Origin of the sequence: Ancylobacter aquaticus (assembly GCF_004339465.1) — a bacterium.
Taxonomy (GTDB): domain Bacteria; phylum Pseudomonadota; class Alphaproteobacteria; order Rhizobiales; family Xanthobacteraceae; genus Ancylobacter; species Ancylobacter aquaticus.
This window is the reverse complement of the sequence record NZ_SMFY01000001.1, coordinates 762,030-779,420: the sequence shown is the minus strand read 5'-3', so window position 1 is coordinate 779,420 and position 17,391 is coordinate 762,030. Positions and strand designations below refer to the sequence as shown.

Genomic DNA, 17,391 nt, shown 5'->3' with positions numbered 1-17,391 from the left:
GCAAACAAGGGAGAGACGCATGATCAAGCATACGATGTTCGCGGCCGCCGTGGCGGCGGCCTGCCTCCTCGGCGCCACCGCCGCGCGGGCCGATCTGCTCGACGACATCATGGCGGCGAAGAAGATCCGCATTGCGACCGACCTGGCCATCCCGCCGTCCGGCATGATGGACGGCAGCATGAAGCCGACCGGCTCCGATGTGGACACCGCCGAGCTTCTCGCCAAGGATCTCGGCCTTGAGATCGAGTGGGTGCAGACGACGGGCGCGACCCGCATTCCCAACCTCCAGACCAACAAGGCGGACGTCGTCATCTCCACCCTCTCGGTCACGCCCGAGCGCGCCAAGGTGGTCGACTTCACCGCGCCCTATGCCGCGCTGGAATCGGTGGTCGGCGGCCTCAAATCGATCGAGGTGAAGGATTGGGACGGCCTGAAGGGCAAGAAGATCGCGGTCTCGCGCGGCACCACCCAGGACACCGCCCTGACCAACCGCGCCAAGGACGGCGGCGGGTTCGAGGTAGCGCGCTATGACGACGATGCCACCATGGTCACGGCGGCTGTCACCGGCCAGGCCGATTTCATCGCCACCTCCGCCACCATCGTCAACCAGATCGGCGTGAAGAACCCGGCGCGCCCCTTCGACCCCAAGGTGCTGATCACGACCTTCAACCTCGCCATGGGCGTGAAGAAGGGCGAGCCGGCCCTGGTCGCCAAGCTCAATGAGTGGATCGCCGCCAACATCGCCAACGGCAAGCTGAACGCGATCTACAAGAAGTATCACGGCGCCGACCTGCCGGCGAACATGCGCGGCGCCAGCTGAGCCGTCCCGCCCTCCCCAACCGGCGGCGTCCGCGAAAGGCGCCGCCGCCTTCCCACACTTCGAGGAAACCAACATGCGTCTTGTCATTGGATCCGATCATGCCGGCTGGTCGCTGAAGGGCGCCGTGATCGAGCACATTCGCGGCCTCGGGCACGAGGTGATCGATGTCGGCTCGTATGACGACCGGCCGGTCGACTTCCCCGACATCGCCCGCCAGGTGGCCGCGAAAGTCACTTCGGGAGAGGCCGAGCGCGGCATCATGGTCTGCGGCACCGGCGTCGGTGCCTCGATCGCCGCGAACAAGATGAAGGGCATCCGCGCCGCCGTCTGCCACGACATCCACTCCGCGCACCAGTCGGTCGAACATGACGACGTGAACGTCATGTGCATCGGCGCGCAGATCATCGGCCCGTGGCTGGCGCAGGATCTCGTGACGTCCTATCTCGCCGCCGAATTTTCCACTGACGAGGATTTCCGCCGCCGGGTGGAAAAGCTCCACCAGATGGACGCGGAAGGCTGACGGGGATGAGGGCCGCACGGAGGAGGCAGACGTGATCCTTGTCTTCGGATCGATCAACATGGACCTCGTCGCCTCCGTCCCGGCGATACCCCGGCCGGGAGAAACCGTGCTGTCGCCGGGCTACCGCACCTTGTTCGGCGGCAAGGGGGCGAACCAGGCGGTGGCGGCCGCGCGCATGGGCGGAAACGTCGTCATGGTCGGGCGCGTGGGCGCGGACGCCTTCGGCGACGCCTGCCGCGCCAACCTCGCCGCCAATGGCGTGACCACCGATTACATCGCGACCTGCGCCGCGCCAACCGGCTGCGCCTTCATCACGGTCGACAGCGCCGGCGAGAACGCCATCACCGTCGCCAGCGGTGCCAATGGCATGGTCGACAGCGACGACCTTCCCGAAAACCTGCCCCTCGGTCACGAAACGCTGGCCGTGATGCAGATGGAGGTACCGCTGGCGGAAAGCCTCGCGACGGCCGCGCGGGTGCGGGCTGCCGGCGGGCGGGTCATCTGGAATCTCGCGCCGGCACCGGCCGGCCTCGGCGCGGCCGATATGCACACGATCCTCGCTGCGACGGACATCCTTGTCGTCAATGAGATCGAGGCCCTGATGGCCGCGCAGGCTCTTGGCGACGCCCCCGATTTCAGGACCGCCGCGCGCCTTCTGGCGACGCAGGGCCGCGCGGTCTGTGTCGTCACGGCCGGCGCGGAGGGGGCTTTCTTCGCAACGCCCGATGGCGCGCTTCACCATGCCCCCGCCGTTCCGGTCACGCCGGTCGACACGACAGGCGCCGGCGACACCTTCGTCGGCGTGCTCGCCAGCGAACTGGCGTCGTCCAGCGGGCTGGAGCAAGCCGTTCGGCGCGCCTGCGCGGCCGCGTCAATGGCCTGCCTGGCACGCGGCGCGCAGGACGGCATGCCGACGCGCCAACAGCTGGACGCCTGGACCTCTCGCTGAACCAGCAGAACATCGGACGGCACGCGCGGCAATCCTTCAACGTGACCTCTGGATAGCTGCCGAACGCGAGTTGCCGTTGTTTCCCATCGAAGCGGCAGGCCAGTCGCCAGAGCTTGCCCCGCGTCGCGGTGACGAGAAGATGGAGGCCGCCTCCATCCGACAGTTTGAACGGCTTCTCCATGGCCTTGGCCTGGCGGATAGCGACGCCTGTCAATGGCATTGGAGGCGCCCTTTGTTGGCATCGCGAATGCCAACAAATTTCCCAAATGCCAACGAGCCCCGGAGAGCCGCCGTGAGCCTCGAATTCAGCTAAGTTGAGGAAAATTCCCGCTTTTTGAGTTTCCTAGATCCACCTAAAGCGGGGAAATGGTGCCAGGCCGGCAACGTCCATCGACGCCACGGATGCATGCCGCAGGGTTCGCGACGACGCGGCGGACCGTTTGTCATTCCCGGCCGTACGGTGTTGAGGTACAGCTCAGTGGCTCATATTCGAGCCAAAGAGCGAGGACACGATGAAGGCACTGGGTTGGTTTCTGCTCTGCAATGCCCTGATGATTTCCGCCGCCGCCGCTCAGACCCCCGACATGAAGGGTGACTGGGTCGGCAAGACCAATACGATCATTGCCGGCGTGGGTGGCCCGCATTGGCCGGAAAGCAAGGGCACGTGGGAAAAGCCGCTTCTGGCGCAGCGGGACATCACACTCCGCATTGTCGGTCAGGATGACCGCCGCTTCTGGGGCGAGAGCATCATTGCCGGCGACGCCGCCTCGGGCGGCGCGGTCACATCGGAACCCTTCATCGGAACCGTCTCAAAAGGTGGCGACAGGGTGATGATGACGGATACGGACGGCTATTTCGTCGGTGACCTATCCGGCACCACGCTTTCCTATTGCTATCTCCAGGCCGGCGCCCGGCAAGCCAATGACAAGCCGGCCGTCGCGACCTGCAATGACGTGACGAAACGCTGATTGGCTCCCTGCGGCGGTCGCACGGCCTCATGTTCGGGGGAGCAGGGCCATTGGCACCCCCGTCCAGCCGGCACGGGATTTCTCGCAGGATGCGTCGGCGGACGCCCCACGCCTGGGTGCTGTCGACCGGGTCGGACGCGATCGGCCGGCCGGGATTTCGTCCCCATTCCATCGGATTTTGAATGCCTCACCTCATCGCCCGGTTGACGACCGAACCGGCTCCGCTCGCCTGGCTTGAACGCCAGACTTGGCATCCCTGGCTTGTCGTTGGCCTCGTCTCGATGGGTGCGTTTATCGGGCAGCTCGACGCCACCATCGTCCAGCTCGCCCTGCCAACTCTCGGGCACCAGTTCGATGCATCGCTTCAGCATGTGAGCTGGATCGCGCTTTCGTATCTCGCAGCCTTCGTTGCCTTTCTGCCAATCTTCGGCCGCCTGTGCGAAATGTTCGGCCGCAAGACGCTTTATATCTTCGGGTACCTTCTCTTCATCGCCGCCAGCGCCTTGTGCGGCTTTGCCTCCAGTTTCGAGCAATTGGTGATTTTCCGCTTCCTGCAGGGGATGGGCGGGTCGCTTCTTGGCGCCAACAGCATTTCGATCCTGGTTAAAACGGTCTCGCCGGCGCAGCGGGGACGGGCACTTGGGTGGTTCGCGGCGGCTCAGGCGGTGGGCATGAGCGCCGGCCCGGTGCTGGGCGGACTGCTCCTCGAAACGCTCGGCTGGCGATGGATCTTCTGGCTCACCGTGCCGGTTGGTGCGCTGGCCATCGTCCTTGGTTGGCTGGCGCTGCCCCGCAGCACCGGCGTGCAGCCCGATCGCGCCTTCGATTGGGGCGGGGCCCTGCTGATCGGCCCGGCTCTGATCCTGACCGTGACGGTGCTCAATTATATCTCCACCTGGGGGTTGGGCTCCCCAACTACGCTCGGCAGTTTCGCCATGGCGGCGCTGTTGCTTGGGCTGCTGGTGCGGCGCGAGCGCAGCTTTGCCGCGCCGCTGATCGATCCGGCCCTGCTTCGGAGCCTTGCATTCTGCAGCGCGGCGGTAGGCGTGACGCTTGGCTATGCGCTGCTGTTCGGTATGTTCTTCCTTATGTCCTTCGCGCAGGGACACGGCTTCGGCGAGCCTCCCGGTACGGCCGGCCTGCACCTCGCCATCATTCCGGTGGCCATCGGGCTGACGGCACCGTTCAGCAACACGGTGAAAGAGCGATTGAGCGGTCGCTGGGTCGGTCCGGCGGGCATGGCGCTGAGCGGCTTTGCCGTCGCCCTGCTGTTTTCCACCCTCGGGCGGGTCGAGGATCACCGTCTTTTCGACGCTGTCGCCTATGCGCTTTTCGGCGCCGGTATTGGTCTCTTCATCGCACCCAACAACCAGGTGGCGATTGCGGCTGTGTCGCCGGCGTTGTCAGGCCCGGCCGGCTCGCTGCTCAACCTGATGCGCGCGCTCGGGACCAGTCTCGGCGTTGCCGGCGGCGCGACCATGCTGGCGTTCAATCTCGAAAGCCCGGATGGAGCACCGCGCACATGGCTTTCTTCCAGCGGCGCCGACATGCTGATCGCGGTGCGTCACACCCTGCCGCTGCTGGGGGCCATCGCCGTGCTGGCGGGCCTGGCCGCCTGGTTTGCCGCACGGAAGGTGGAATGCCGCAACAACGCCCCCTAGGCGACGCCCACCAAGGTCGGTTGATCGATCAACGCAGGGATCAGGCAACTGGGCGGCTCTTTCATAGGACGTGTTGCGCCGCGAGGAGGAGACGTTCGGAGCGGCCATCACGAATGGACGGCTTGGGGCCGTCTCCCGACGGTCAGCGATCAGGTAGGGAATGCCATTTTCTGCCCGTCTGCACCCGACCCCAAGTTGCCCTGCCCACAATGATCGACGCGTCCGAAGAGCGGACATAGCCAGGTGAGGCTTTGGATCGTAGATTCTTGGGCGAGTGATTGCTCCCGGCGCAGACGGAGTCCCACGTATGGATCTCATGAACCTCCTGAAGTCCGTCGAGGAGTTGCTTTACGAACTCGTTTCCTGGCTCCTTTTCTACCCACTGACGCTCTGGAAGTGCGTTCGCCATCCGATCCGTATGATGGCCTATGCAGAGGCGGAACTCGGATCCGACGCCAAGGTCCGCTACTCCGCCGCCATCAGCCCGCCGATCTTCCTGTTCCTGACACTGCTTCTCGCCCATCTCGTAGATCTACGTTTCGGCCTGCCGACACGCGAGTTGACTGGCGCCATGGCCGACCAGCGCAACCTCCTCCTGTTCCGCGCCGTGCTCTTCAGCCTGTTCCCGCTGATGATGGCGGCTCAGCGGATACGCAGGCTCGGACAGCCCCTCACCCGAGAGACGCTGCGCCCCGCCTTCTACAGCCAGTGCTACGCAGCGGCGCCCTTCGCCCTGTCGTTCGATCTCGCGATGACGAGCGTGCGCTATGCCAACCCGACGGCCTCGACCGTCACCGGCATCCTGCTGGGCGCCGGGCTCGTCTGGTACGTCGCCGTCGAGGCGCGCTCGTTCGTGATGCAAGCGAGCGTTGGCCTCGGCGAGGCATTGGCTCGCGTTGTCGCCACCCTCTTCGTCGGCGCCGTGCTTTTCGTCCTCATCGCGCTGGCCATGGCGTCTTTCGTCGCGCCTGCCTGACACCGTACCAGCACTCTCTGGCGCACGTACCGATCGGAAGGTGGCTATGAGGGCTCCTACAAGAGGGTCGCAGCCTTTGCCCGGGACTGGAAGGCTGCCCCGGCTGCGCGAACAGCAGACCAGCGGCTGCCGCACGTTCGTCCCCCTGGCCTTTATGCCGGGCGAGGCGTTCCAGTTCGACTGGTCGGGGGACTGGTCAATCATCGCCAGCGAGCAGGGCGACCGTCTTCGGCTATGCAAAGATGACGACTGCCCTGCTCGTCCGGCTCACGCATCACCGCCATATCCAGGAGACCGGCAATGACAGCTTCCGCTTCAAGAGCAACTCGGCAAAGCCTCCAAAACCCAAGGAAAAGCCGAGAAACTTGACCGCATCCTGACCCCAAGACCACCATCAGCCCGGTCACCTCTCAGTGAAAAACCAGGGTCATGGCCTTGGCGCGCCTACGTTCGTTCGCTTGCCGCTCATTCGACGACCAATGCGCGATCGGCCTGCACCCTGCGACGGCCGATCCGCCGGCACATCACATAGAAGGGTGGGGTGAAGATCAGGCCGAAGAAGGTGACGCCCAGCATGCCCGCGAACACCGAGACGCCGAGTACCTGCCGGAGTTCGGCGCCTGCGCCCTGGGCAAGCACCAGCGGCAACGCGCCCAGGATGAACGCCAGCGAGGTCATGACGATCGGGCGAAGCCGTACGCGCGCGGCCTCGGCGGCGGCCTCGGCCGGCGACGCGCCTTCGTCCTCGCGCTGCCGGGCAAACTCCACGATGAGGATGGCGTTCTTTGCCGCCAGACCGATCAGCACCACAAGGCCGATCTGCGCCAAGATGTTCATGTCCATCGACATGACCAGCAGGCCGCTGACCGCCGCCAGCAGGCACATCGGCACGATCAGCATCACGGCGAGCGGCAGCGTCCAGCTTTCATATTGCGCGGCGAGCAGCAGGAACACGAACACGATCGACGCGGCGAAGACGATCAGCCCGGAATTGCCGGCGAGCCGCTCCTGCAGAGCAAGCTCCGTCCATTCGAAGCTGTAGCCTTCGGGCAGCAGCTCGGTGGCGATCCGCTCCATGCGGTCCAGCGCGGCGCCGGTCGAGATGCCAGGCGTGGCGGTGCCCTGCACCTCGGCAGCGGCGGCGAGATTATAGCGCGGAACACGGTAGGGGCCGGAGCGCTCCTCGAAGGTCGCGACCGAGCTCAGCGGCACCATGGCGCCGGAATCGCTGCGCGTCTTGAAATTGGCGATGACCGAAATGTCCTCGCGGAAGGCGCCGTCGGCCTGTGCGCGCACCTGGAAGGTGCGGCCAAGGAAGTTGAAGTCGTTGATGTAGGACGAGCCGAGATAGACCTCCAGCGCCTCGAAGACGCGGCTTGAGGGCACGCCCAGCATCTCGGCCTTCACCCGGTCAATGTCGGCATAGAGCTTGGGCGTCGAGGTATTGAACGGGGTGAAAACCCGCGTCAGCTCAGGATGGCGCGCCGCCTCCGCGACGATCGAGGCGATCGCCGCCTCAAGCTCGGCCGGCGTCGTGCCGCCCCCGTCCTGCACCATCATCTTGAAGCCGCCGGCATTGCCCATGCCGCGCACCGAAGCGGGCTTGATGGGGATGACGCGCGCCTCTGTAAGGTCGGCGAGGCGCCGTGGGAGCGCCGCCATGATGGCGTCGATCCCGAGGCCAGGGCCGGTGCGGTCGGCGAACGGATCGAGGATCACGAAGCCGATGCCGCTGTTGGACGCGTTGGTGAAGGTCGCGCCGTCGAGGCCGGCGATGGTGACGACATGGGCAACGCCCTCGGTCTCCAGAAGCCGGTTCGACAACTCGCCCATCACCTCCTCGGTGCGCGAGAGCGAGGAGCCGGGCGGCAGTTGCACGGAGGTGATGAAATAGCCCTGGTCGAGTTCCGGGATGAAGCCGCGCGGCGTGCGCTCCATCTGGAACGCGGTGAGGGCCAGCAGGCCGGCATAGGGCACCAGCATGAAGGTGCCGAGGCGCAGCACGCGCCGGGTCAGCGCCCCATAGCCGCGCGACATCCGGTCGAAGCCGGTGTTGAAGGCCTTCAGCCCGCGCGTAATCCAGCCGAGCGGGCCGCGCCTGTGCGTGACCTCTTGCGCGTGCGGCTTGAGCAGCAGCGCGCCCAGCGCCGGGCTGAGGGTGAGCGAGACGAAGGCGGAGATCAGGGTCGAGGCGGCGATGGTGACGGCGAATTGCCGGAAGAACTGGCCGGTGATGCCCGATACCAGAGCGGCCGGGATGAAGACGGCGGACAGCACCAGCGCGATGGCGACCAGCGCGCCCGATATCTCGTCCATCGAGACATGGGCGGCCTCCTTCGGGGAGAGCCCGCGCGCCAGATGCCGCTCGATGTTCTCGACGACGACAATGGCGTCGTCGACCACGATGCCGATCGCCAGCACCATGCCGAGCAGCGAGAGATTATTGAGCGAATAGCCGAGCGCCGCCATCACCGCGAAGGTGCCGATCAGCGAGATCGGAATCGCCAGGATGGGGATGAGGGCGGCGCGCCAGCTCTGCAGGAACAGCGTCACAACGACGACGACCAGCACGATCGCCTCGGCCAGGGTCACGTAGACCGCGTCGACGGATTCCTGGATGAACAGCGTCGGGTTGAACGGAATGTCATAGGCCACGCCCGCCGGCAGCCGCTCGCCGAGCCGCTGCATTTCCGCGATGACGCTCTGGGCGGTCTCCAGCGCGTTGGAGCCCGGCTGCTGATAGACCAGTATGGGCTGCGACGGGCGGCCATTGAAGCGGGCGCCGGCGCGGTAGGTCTGCGCGGTCAGCTCCACGCGGGCGATGTCGCGCACGCGTGTGACGCGGCCCTCCGTGTCGGTGCGCACGATGATGTCTTCGAACTGGGCCGGTTCCGAAAGCCGCCCGAGCGCTTCCACATTGAGCTGGAACGCGCCCTGCGACGGTGTCGGCGGCTGGTTCACGACGCCGGCGGCGACCTGGACATTCTGGGCGCGAAGGGCCTGGACCACCTCGCCCGCCGTGAGGTTGCGCGCCGCGACGCGGTCGGGATCGAGCCACACCACCATGGCGTAGTCGCGCGAGGCCGCGAGGCGCACATCGCCCACGCCCGAGATGCGCAGCAGCGCGTCCCGGATCTGCAGCGTGGCGTAGTTGGCAAGATAGAGCTGCGAGCGGGAATCGTCCGGCGACGACAGCTGGATGCCCATCATCAGGTCGGGCGAGGTCTTGCGCACCGTGACGCCGAGACGGCGCACATCCTCCGGCAGGCGGGGCTCGGCGACGGCGACGCGGTTCTGCACCAGCACCTGCGCCTCGTCGATATCGGTGCCGAGCGCAAAGGTGACGGTGATGGAGAGCTGCCCGTCGCCGGTGGCCTGCGAGGACATATAGAGCATGTCCTCGACGCCGTTGATCTCCTGCTCGATCGGCGCCGCGACGGTGCTGGCGACCACTTCCGCCGACGCGCCGGGATATTGGGCGTTCACCACGACGGTGGGCGGCGCGATCTCGGGATATTGCGCGAGAGGCAGCGTGACATAGCCTGCCAGCCCGATGAGCACGACGAGGATCGACATCACGCCGGCGAAGATCGGCCGCTCGATGCAGAAATGGGCGAGGCGCATGGGTCGCTCCTCAGCCGCCGGTCGGGGCGATGATGGCCGCCGCGCGCGGTTCGCCCTCGGCCGGCTTGGCTGTCACCTTCTGTCCGGGCCGCGCGCGCAGCAGCCCGCTGACCACGACGCGGTCCTGCGGACCGACGCCACTGCGCACGACGCGCATGCCGTCAGGCTGCCGCGCCCCGAGATTGACCTTGGAAGAGCGTATCGTGCCGTCCTCTGTCACGGTGAAGACCACCCGGTCGGCCTGATCGGTCATCAAGGCGGTCTCAGGCACCAGCGTCGCGGCATAGCTGCCGGAGAAGGGCAGCCGGACGCGGCCGAACTGGCCGGCCGTAATATGCTGCTGCACATTGGGGATGACCGCGCGGGCCCGGATAGTGCCAGCCCCCGCTTCCAATCGGTTGTCGACGAAGTCGAGTGTACCCGAGAGCGGCCAGTCCTCGTCCGATTGCCCGCGCGCCTGGATCGGAATCTGTCGCCCGTTCAGCAGCGGCACGTCGCCCCTGCGCGCGGCCGCCTGATAGGCCATCAGGTCCTGCTCGCTGATGTCGAAGACGAAATAGACCGGGTCGAGCGCGACGAGGGTGGTCAACATCGCGCCGTCTGTCACCAGCGCGCCGGTGTCGACGCGGCGGTTGGAGACGCGCCCGGCAAACGGGGCGCGCACTTCGGTGAAGCCCAGCTCGATCTCGGCCCGGCTCACCGCCGCTGCGGCAAGCGCGCGGGCGGCATCGGCCGCCTTCTTCTGCTGGCGGCGCTGGTCGAGGGTTGCCTGCGAGACGGCGTTGCTGCTCACCAATTGCTCGGCCCGCTTCAGTTCGAGATCGGCGAGCTCGACCTGCGCCTCCGCGCTGGCATGCTGGGCATGTGCCTGATCCAGCGCCGCGCGGTACGGCCGGGGATCGATGACGAACAGCATTTGCCCCGCCTGAACGACGGCACCGTCCTGGAACGCGATGGAGTGGAGATGGCCCGAAACCCGCGACCGGATCTCGACCGCCGCGCTTGGCTCGAAGCGGCCGGAAAACTCCCGCCAGTCGACGGTCTCCCGCACCACCGGCGCGGACACCAGAACAGTCGGCGGCACTGGCGGCTGCGCCTGGGCCTGCGCTTCCGACGTCGGCGCGGCGAGGTGCCATGTCAGCGCCGAGGCGACGAGTGCCGCTGTCAGGGACAGGGCGGCGCCAGCAATAAGCCTGCGATCACGGGTCATGGGTGATGTCCATCGTGGCGGCAATAAAAGCCTGCCGGCGAGTTACGGGCGCCTCATGGGCGAATGGGTCGGTGGCCAGGGAGTGGCGTTGGGGAGGGCGTCAGCAAGACCGGCATGCGGTGCCTTGGTGGGCGACGGGTCATCGTTGCCGCCGCCGGCCTCGCTGTCGCCTGCGCATCGCTCGGCGGGGGGGCCAGCGGTGCGCAAAGAAGTCTCAACATGCCGTGCGGCGGCCCGGCCTTGAGGGTTCGCGCGCCGCCGGTGATGTCAAAATACGCCTGCTCATCCGCTCACCTTTGCCGGGCAACGCTCAAAAGACCGATGAGCCGATGCTAGGGGGCGAATGTCGCGATTGTTTCCCGTGCGTCGCGAATGTTGTCTTGGCTTGTATCAGGCCGGGAGGCGGTGACGTTTTGATACACCTTCCGTTCGCACGCCCGGCGCGGCAGTCGGCCGATCATGGGCGATGCGGGCGAGCCGGTGCCCTTGCCGCTTCATCCGCCGCAGACTTTGGCCGGGATCGCCGCAGCCGGCCCTGTCGGCCGGACAGCGGCCTCCCTCAAGGCTTCAGAGCAGCTTGTCCAGCGTTATCGGCAGGTCGCGGATGCGCTTGCCGGTGGCGTTGAACACCGCGTTGGCAATCGCGGCGGCAACGCCGGTGATGCCGATCTCGCCAATACCGCGGGCACCCAGCGGCGATCGCGGGTCGGGTATCCCGGTCCAGATGACGTCGATCTCAGGCACATCAAGGTGAACCGGGATGTGGTAATCGGCGAGGGTGGCGTTCATGATCCGGCCGTTGCGCGCGTCGAACAGGGTCTCTTCGGTCAAGGCGAGGCCAATGCCCATGATCATCCCTCCCTTGAACTGGCTGGCCGCCGTCTTCGGGTTGAGAATCGTGCCGCAATCGAACGAACCCAGCAGCCGGTCGATGCGGATCTCGCCCGTCACCTCGCTCACCCGCAGCTCGCAGAAGACGGCGGACGAGCTATGCATGGCGAATTTGAGCATTTCCAGCGGCGGGCTGCCTGCGGCGATGACGCTCACCTCCTCCCGCGCCGCGCGGGTCAGGATCGAGCGATAGCTCTCGTGCCGCGCGGTGTCCGCGACATCGCCGATGCCGGCATCGACAAGCTGGACGTCTCTAGCCCGCAACCCGGCGAGCGGGCTGTCATTGCCGGCAAGGCGAAGAAGCTCGCCGGTGAGCTTTTCGGTGGCGGCCATGATTGCGGCCGCGAGCGAGACGGTCTGGGACGACCCGCCCGCCATCGATCCGGCGGGAAGAGCCGAGTCGCCCATGTCGAAACTGATGGCCTCGACCGGCAGGCCCAGTCGATCGGCGGCGTGCTGGACCTGCACCGTGGAGGTGCCCATGCCCATCTCCTGCGCCGAGCAGGATAGATTCACTGTGCCGTCGCGGCGAAGCGTGAGGCGGACATGGGCGCCGGGCATGCGGGCATAGGGAAAGCTCCCGCTGGCGCAGCCCATGCCGATGCGCCACTCGCCATCGCGTCGCGCGCCGGGTTCAGCCAGCCGCCGCTCCCAGCCGAAGTGCTGCGCTCCTTCGGCATAGGCCGTCGTCAAGGCGCGCTGGGAGAAGGCGGTGCCGCTGAGGGGATGCCGCTCGGGTTCGTTGCGCCGGCGAAGTTCGATGGGGTCGATGCCCATCTGGTGCGCCAGTTCGTCGACGGCGCATTCGATGGCGAAGGTGCCGATGGCTTCGCCGGGCGCCCGCATATAGGTGTTGGGCACGATATCGAGATCGACATGATGCTGGACGATCTCGAAACTCTTTGCATTGTACAGCGCGCGCGAGCACATCGTGTACTGCTCGGGGCAGGCGCCATAGGGGGGCATGACCGAGTAGCCGGTGTGGATGATTGCGTTGAACCGGCCGTCGGCGTCCGCGCCGATGGCGACGCGCTGCTCGGATGGCGAGCGGCCGCCGATCATGCGGTAGACGCTCTCGCGGCTCAGCATTAGGCGCACGGGCCGTCCGACGAGCTTCGCGGCCGCCACCGCGACCACCTGATGGTCCCACAGTCCCTTGCCGCCGAAGCCGCCGCCGACATAGGGCGACAGGACGCGGACCTGCTGCTTCTTCAGCCCGAACAGCTTTGCCAGCGCGTTGGCGCTGGGGGCGATCATCTGCGTCGCGTCATGCACCAGCAGCGTCTCGCCCTGCCAGGCGACCGTCACAGCGTGTAGTTCGATCGCGTTATGGTTGTGTCCCGGCGTGCGGTAGAGATTGTCGACGCGATGCGCCGCGCGGTCGACTTCCTGCGCGGCGTTGCCGACCAAAACGTGGTTTCGCTCGATGAGGATCGAGGCCGGCGTCCGGGCTGCGGCCTTCGCGTCGTCGAAGCGCGTTTTTGCCGCCTCGACGGCATAGTCGATCTCGATCAGTGAGGCGGCGTGGTCTGCCTGCTCCTGCGTCTCGGCAAGCACGGCCGCGACCACCTGACCGTTGTACCGCACCTCGTCGTTCTGAAGGATAGGCAGGCTGCTATTGCCGACGGCGGAGAGGTCGGAGACGCCGATCAGCGCGAGCGTGCCGATGCGCGGCATGTTGCGATGGGTCATTACCAGCACGACACCCGGCGCGGCTTCGGCGGCGGCGGTGTCGAGCCGGGCGATGCGCCCTCGCGTGACGGTGCTGTGGAGCAGCGCCCCGTAGCACAGGCGCTCCATCGGCACCTCGGCGGCAAAGCGTGCCAGCCCGGTCACCTTGGCCGGCCCGTCGAGCCGGCTATCCTGCCGGCCCAGCGCCACGCGGCGCTCGATCAGCGGATCGGGGGTGCCGCCCGGCAGCCATTGCGCCGGCACCCAGCCGAGTGCGGTCTTGACCGTTTCGATGACGACATTCTGCATCCGGCTCATCGATCGCTCCCGCTCAGTTCGGTAAGGACGGCGACCAGCGTGCGCCGCGCCAGTTCGACCTTGAACGCTGCCTCCGGGGGAGGTGTCGCCCCGGCCAACTCCTCGATCACGGCCGCCTCGAACGCCTCGCGCGTGGCGGGCCCTCCGCGCAGCGCCGCTTCCGCGCGAAACGCGCGCCACGGCTTCGGCGCAATCCCGCCGAAAGCGATGCGGACGTCCTCGACGCTGCCCTCACGCACCGACAGGCCCGCCGCCACCGACACCAGCGCGAAAGCGTAGCTCGCCCGATCCCGCACCTTGCGATAGGCCGAGTTGCGCGCGACCGGTGATGGGGGGATCTCGACAGCGAGGATGATGTCGCCGGGTGCAAGCAGCGTCTCGATATCGGGCCGGTCGCCCGGAAGGAGATGGAAATCGACGAGAGGGATGGTCCGCATTCCCGCTGCGCCCGCGACATGGATTCGGGCATCCAGCGCCGCCAGCGCCACGCACATGTCCGAGGGATGGGTGGCGATGCAGGAGGGCGAGGTGCCGATGATGGCGTGGTAGCGATTGAACCCGCCCTCCGCCTCGCAGCCGCTGCCCGGAATGCGCTTATTGCAGCGCGAGGCGGCGGCGTCCTGGAAGTAGAGACACCGCGTGCGCTGCATCAGATTGCCACCCACGGTCGCCATGTTGCGGATCTGCGCCGACGCGCCGGCCAGGATCGCCCGCGCCAGCATCGGATATTGCGACCGCACAAGGGGATGCGCGGCCACGGCGCTGTTGCGCGCGGCGGCACCGATCAGCAGCCCGCCCTCTGCCGTTGCCTCGATGGTACCGGGCAGCGCGGTGACATCGACCAGCGCCGAGGGCCGCTCCACACCCTTGCGCATCAGATCGACGAGATTGGTGCCGCCCCCGAGCAGCCTAGCTGCGCCGTCGCCCGCCCTGCTGAGAGCATCGGCCGTGGAGAGGGCGCGGTGATAGCTGAGCGGGTTCATGCCGTGCGCTCCGCCGCGACCTGGAGGATCGCGTCGACGATGCCGTTATGGGCGCCGCAGCGGCACAAATTGCCGCTCATGCGCTCGCGAACCTCCTCGCGGGTCAGGCGCGCCGGGGCGGCGAGATCGGCGGTGATGTAGCTCGGCACACCCGCCGCAATCTCACGTAGCATCGCGTCCGCCGCGCAGATCTGTCCCGGCGTGCAATAGCCGCATTGCAAGCCGTCATGCTCGATGAAAGCGTCCTGCAGCTTGTGCGAGCCGGCACCGGACAGGCCTTCGATGGTCGTAACCGAGCGTTCGTCGGCCTGCACCGCCAGGGTCAGGCAGGACAGCACGCGCTCACCGTCGATCAGCACGGTGCAGGCGCCGCACGCTCCCTGATTGCAGCCGACCTTGGTCCCGGTGAGATGGAGTTGTTCGCGCAGCAGGCCGAGAAGGGAAACCCGTGCGTCGTCGGGCACCGCTATCTCGGCGCCGTTGATCCTTATCGCCATCGTCTTCCTCCGATCGCCGTGATGCATCCGAGCACTGCATTATGGCGGGAAGTATGTCGAAGTTCGGATTATTCAATCTTCATGATGTACGATTTTCGTTATAAGAGCGATGAAGCTTGTGCGTTCGGTGGGTGACAAGGGCCCCAGCATCCGGCGGTACAGCTCGTAGTGAGCGGCGATATAGGCCCGCGCACGCGCCTCGCCGTCAGCCGTCAGCTGTAGCGCGACAGCCCGTCGATCCCCTTCCGGTCGATGCCGTCCCAACAGACCCTGTTTGACTAGCCGGTCCGTCGCCGAGGATATCGTGGTGTTCGCGACAGCCAGAAAGCGCGCGACATCGGTCGGTCCGCATCTGGGGTGCTCCGCGATGTAAAGCAGCGTCTGCTTGTCCAGCTCGTTCAGCGGCTTTTCCGGACCCAGCGCGTCGGCCAGCTTGTACCGGCGTGCAAAGGTCTCGAATGCCGCGCCAAGCGTGGCCAGTTCATCGTCCGTCGGGATCGTCATGGCAACCGTATAGCGTGGCTTCAGCCGGGGTTTCCAGCATCATCCAAGAGTGCGCTACAGTGATCCACCCAAACCCTATTCATTTCCGACGCTCGCCAGTTCGCGACGCCTGAACCGAAGACAGTCTCGCAGCAAAACGGGTCAGGGGCAAAACGTGGGCGATGTAGGACGGGTTGATCTTCTCGGCCTCGGCGAGGCTGCGCAAGGAGGCGAACGCGCTGCACATTGCGCCGCGATGAGTGTGAATCGGCGTGGAATAACGCCCCCGTTTTAGGGGGTATCAACGGGTGTTCGACTATCTCAAGCCGATTGAGGCCACGCCGCTTACCCGCTTCACCTCGCCCTTCGTGGTGAAGCTGCGCGACAAGGCCGAGGCCAAGCACAAGCGTTGGTTCGCGAACTATCTCAAAACCGTCCTGTCCCTGCTCTTCGCCTGGGGCAAGGAGCGCGGCCACATGAAGGACAACCCGGCGGAGGGCATCCGCAGCATCCGCCGCCCGAAGGGCCTGCCGAAGCAGAATCGCCGCTGGACCGACGAGGAGCGCCACGCGGTGCTCGACGCCGCACCGGCCCACATGCTGCCGGCGCTGGCCCTGATGATGTTTACCGGGCTGGGGCCGAAGGATGCGCTCACCCTGCCCCGCACGGCCTATGCCGGCGGCCGGATCAACACCAGCCGGTCCAAGACCGCGGAAGGCGTCATTTGGCCCGTCATCGACCCGCTGCGCGAGATTCTCGCGGCGGCGCCGGCGCATTCGGCCATCACCCTCTGCGCCAACTCGCGCGGCCGGCCGTGGACCGTTTCCGGCTTCAACTCGTCATGGATGAAGCTGCAGCACACGCTGGAGAAGGCCGGCGCCATCGGCGAGGGCCTGACGCTCTACGGCCTGCGGCACACGGTGGCGGCGATCCTGCGCGAGAGCGGCGCCGACCTGCGCACCATCGCCGACGCGCTCGGGCAGAAGACCGAGGCCATGGCGCAGATGTACGCGCAGGGCTCAGACCTGTCGAAAAAGATGGATGAGGTGGCCGGCCGCTTCGGCCACGAAGTGAACAGCCGCAGAACAAAGGATGTCAAACCGGGTCAGAAAATATGACAAACTGGCTGAAAATCACCGCCCCTTGCGCTGAAAAGTCTAGCGATATCAAGGGGGTAGATGGTGCCAGGGACGTCATCGCAAAAACCCACCAAGTAGTTGTTATTATTTATGTATCTACTATGCGATTTTTGGTGAGGCCAACACGGAGGCCAACACCAAGAAAAATGAGCATTTTGGTTCCGCTGTCGGGAACCCAAAAGGAACGAGGGCCTTCGGCACTACGGCACGAGAAATCACTCAGGTTCATGCCCTCAACGTTCGTCATCCTGACGATGAGCCTGGCCGGGTGCCAGACGGCGCAGCTTGAACATCAGCCTGCGGATCACATGCGCCCGATCGTCGGCATGACGATGGCCGAGTTCTCCCGATACACTGGCCTCACCCCAGTCGACCAATATGACATTGAGGGCGGGCGCTTGTTCGTGCTGCTGGGGCAAAAAGACATCATCGCGGTGCCGGGCAGGTTCGGCGCGCCGGGTTTGGCGAGTGCAGCGACCTGCCGGATTTTGCTCGTCGCGCGCCCGATCGGCGACGCGAGCGGCGCGTCCAATTTGCGGATCGATGGCGTGCAATGGATCGGCGAATGCACAAACAGCCGCTGATCCTCCGAACCCCACCGTAAAGGGCACTAGGACACAATGCCCGAGCAGCGGACGACAGGCGTGCCCGCAACCCACCTGGCACGCCTCTTCTCTAAAC

Annotated in this window: 14 protein-coding genes and 3 pseudogenes; 10 read left to right on the top strand and 7 right to left on the bottom strand. The window is 66.2% G+C overall.

Features of this window, described 5'->3' with window-relative positions; all coding sequences use genetic code 11:
- The first annotated feature begins 19 nt into the window (after positions 1–19).
- The 3 genes from EV667_RS03625 to EV667_RS03615 all read left to right on the top strand — a co-directional run bounded on the left by EV667_RS03625 (position 20) and on the right by EV667_RS03615 (position 2,289).
- Positions 20–820 carry a transporter substrate-binding domain-containing protein gene (locus tag EV667_RS03625; RefSeq protein ID WP_131833939.1) on the top strand — a complete coding sequence of 267 codons (801 nt, stop codon included), beginning with the start codon at positions 20–22 and terminating at the stop codon, positions 818–820.
- Positions 821–893: 73 nt separating this feature from the next.
- Positions 894–1,340 (top strand): ribose 5-phosphate isomerase B, encoded by a 447-nt coding sequence (gene rpiB, locus EV667_RS03620; RefSeq protein WP_131833938.1) that lies wholly within the window; start codon positions 894–896, stop codon positions 1,338–1,340.
- A gap of 31 nt (positions 1,341–1,371) precedes the next feature.
- Positions 1,372–2,289, top strand: coding sequence for a ribokinase (locus tag EV667_RS03615; RefSeq protein WP_131833937.1), 918 nt, complete (start codon positions 1,372–1,374; stop codon positions 2,287–2,289).
- A 34-nt stretch (positions 2,290–2,323) separates the two neighbouring features.
- Here the strand turns inward: EV667_RS03615 and EV667_RS23145 are convergent.
- A pseudogene (locus EV667_RS23145) lies at positions 2,324–2,509 on the bottom strand (Arm DNA-binding domain-containing protein); the annotation flags it as partial.
- Positions 2,510–2,801: 292 nt separating this feature from the next.
- Between EV667_RS23145 and EV667_RS03610 the strand changes: the two are divergent.
- From EV667_RS03610 to EV667_RS03590, 5 genes and pseudogenes are all read left to right on the top strand, one after another.
- The gene (locus EV667_RS03610; RefSeq protein ID WP_131833936.1) at positions 2,802–3,257 is read left to right on the top strand and encodes a hypothetical protein; all 456 of its coding nucleotides are present in this window, start codon (positions 2,802–2,804) and stop codon (positions 3,255–3,257) included.
- Between the two features lie 182 nt (positions 3,258–3,439).
- Complete coding sequence (locus EV667_RS03605) at positions 3,440–4,918, top strand: MFS transporter (protein WP_131833935.1); 1,479 nt, start codon at positions 3,440–3,442, stop codon at positions 4,916–4,918.
- Between the two features lie 307 nt (positions 4,919–5,225).
- Entirely contained in the window at positions 5,226–5,894 is a 669-nt protein-coding gene (locus EV667_RS03600) for an MFS transporter permease (RefSeq protein ID WP_131833934.1), read from the top strand.
- Positions 5,895–5,936: 42 nt separating this feature from the next.
- Positions 5,937–6,102 (top strand): annotated as a pseudogene (locus tag EV667_RS22820) (IS21 family transposase); the annotation flags it as partial.
- 10 nt (positions 6,103–6,112) lie between these two features.
- Positions 6,113–6,274 (top strand): annotated as a pseudogene (locus EV667_RS03590) (ATP-binding protein); the annotation flags it as partial.
- Positions 6,275–6,359: 85 nt separating this feature from the next.
- Here EV667_RS03590 and EV667_RS03585 read toward each other — a convergent pair.
- The 6 genes from EV667_RS03585 to EV667_RS03560 all read right to left on the bottom strand — a co-directional run bounded on the left by EV667_RS03585 (position 6,360) and on the right by EV667_RS03560 (position 15,592).
- The gene (locus EV667_RS03585; protein ID WP_131833933.1) at positions 6,360–9,518 is read right to left on the bottom strand and encodes an efflux RND transporter permease subunit; all 3,159 of its coding nucleotides are present in this window, start codon (positions 9,516–9,518) and stop codon (positions 6,360–6,362) included.
- A gap of 10 nt (positions 9,519–9,528) precedes the next feature.
- Entirely contained in the window at positions 9,529–10,728 is a 1,200-nt protein-coding gene (locus tag EV667_RS03580) for an efflux RND transporter periplasmic adaptor subunit (protein ID WP_131833932.1), read from the bottom strand.
- Positions 10,729–11,295: 567 nt separating this feature from the next.
- Positions 11,296–13,599 (bottom strand): xanthine dehydrogenase family protein molybdopterin-binding subunit, encoded by a 2,304-nt coding sequence (locus EV667_RS03575; protein ID WP_425359014.1) that lies wholly within the window; start codon positions 13,597–13,599, stop codon positions 11,296–11,298.
- 5 nt (positions 13,600–13,604) lie between these two features.
- Positions 13,605–14,591, bottom strand: a complete 987-nt coding sequence (locus tag EV667_RS03570) for an FAD binding domain-containing protein (RefSeq protein WP_131833930.1) — start codon at positions 14,589–14,591, stop codon at positions 13,605–13,607.
- Positions 14,588–15,088 carry a (2Fe-2S)-binding protein gene (locus EV667_RS03565; protein WP_131833929.1) on the bottom strand — a complete coding sequence of 167 codons (501 nt, stop codon included), beginning with the start codon at positions 15,086–15,088 and terminating at the stop codon, positions 14,588–14,590. The genes EV667_RS03570 and EV667_RS03565 overlap by 4 nt, the downstream gene beginning before the upstream one ends.
- A 72-nt stretch (positions 15,089–15,160) precedes the next feature.
- Positions 15,161–15,592 (bottom strand): MarR family winged helix-turn-helix transcriptional regulator, encoded by a 432-nt coding sequence (locus EV667_RS03560; protein ID WP_131833928.1) that lies wholly within the window; start codon positions 15,590–15,592, stop codon positions 15,161–15,163.
- 287 nt (positions 15,593–15,879) lie between these two features.
- On the opposite strand from EV667_RS03560, the gene EV667_RS03555 reads away from it, so the two are divergent.
- Together EV667_RS03555 and EV667_RS22515 are read left to right on the top strand one after the other, a co-directional pair.
- Positions 15,880–16,689: a tyrosine-type recombinase/integrase gene (locus EV667_RS03555; protein ID WP_245515953.1), complete on the top strand. Its 810-nt coding sequence runs from the start codon at positions 15,880–15,882 to the stop codon at positions 16,687–16,689.
- A 248-nt stretch (positions 16,690–16,937) separates the two neighbouring features.
- Complete coding sequence (locus EV667_RS22515) at positions 16,938–17,294, top strand: hypothetical protein (protein ID WP_165901524.1); 357 nt, start codon at positions 16,938–16,940, stop codon at positions 17,292–17,294.
- Positions 17,295–17,391 lie beyond the last annotated feature (97 nt).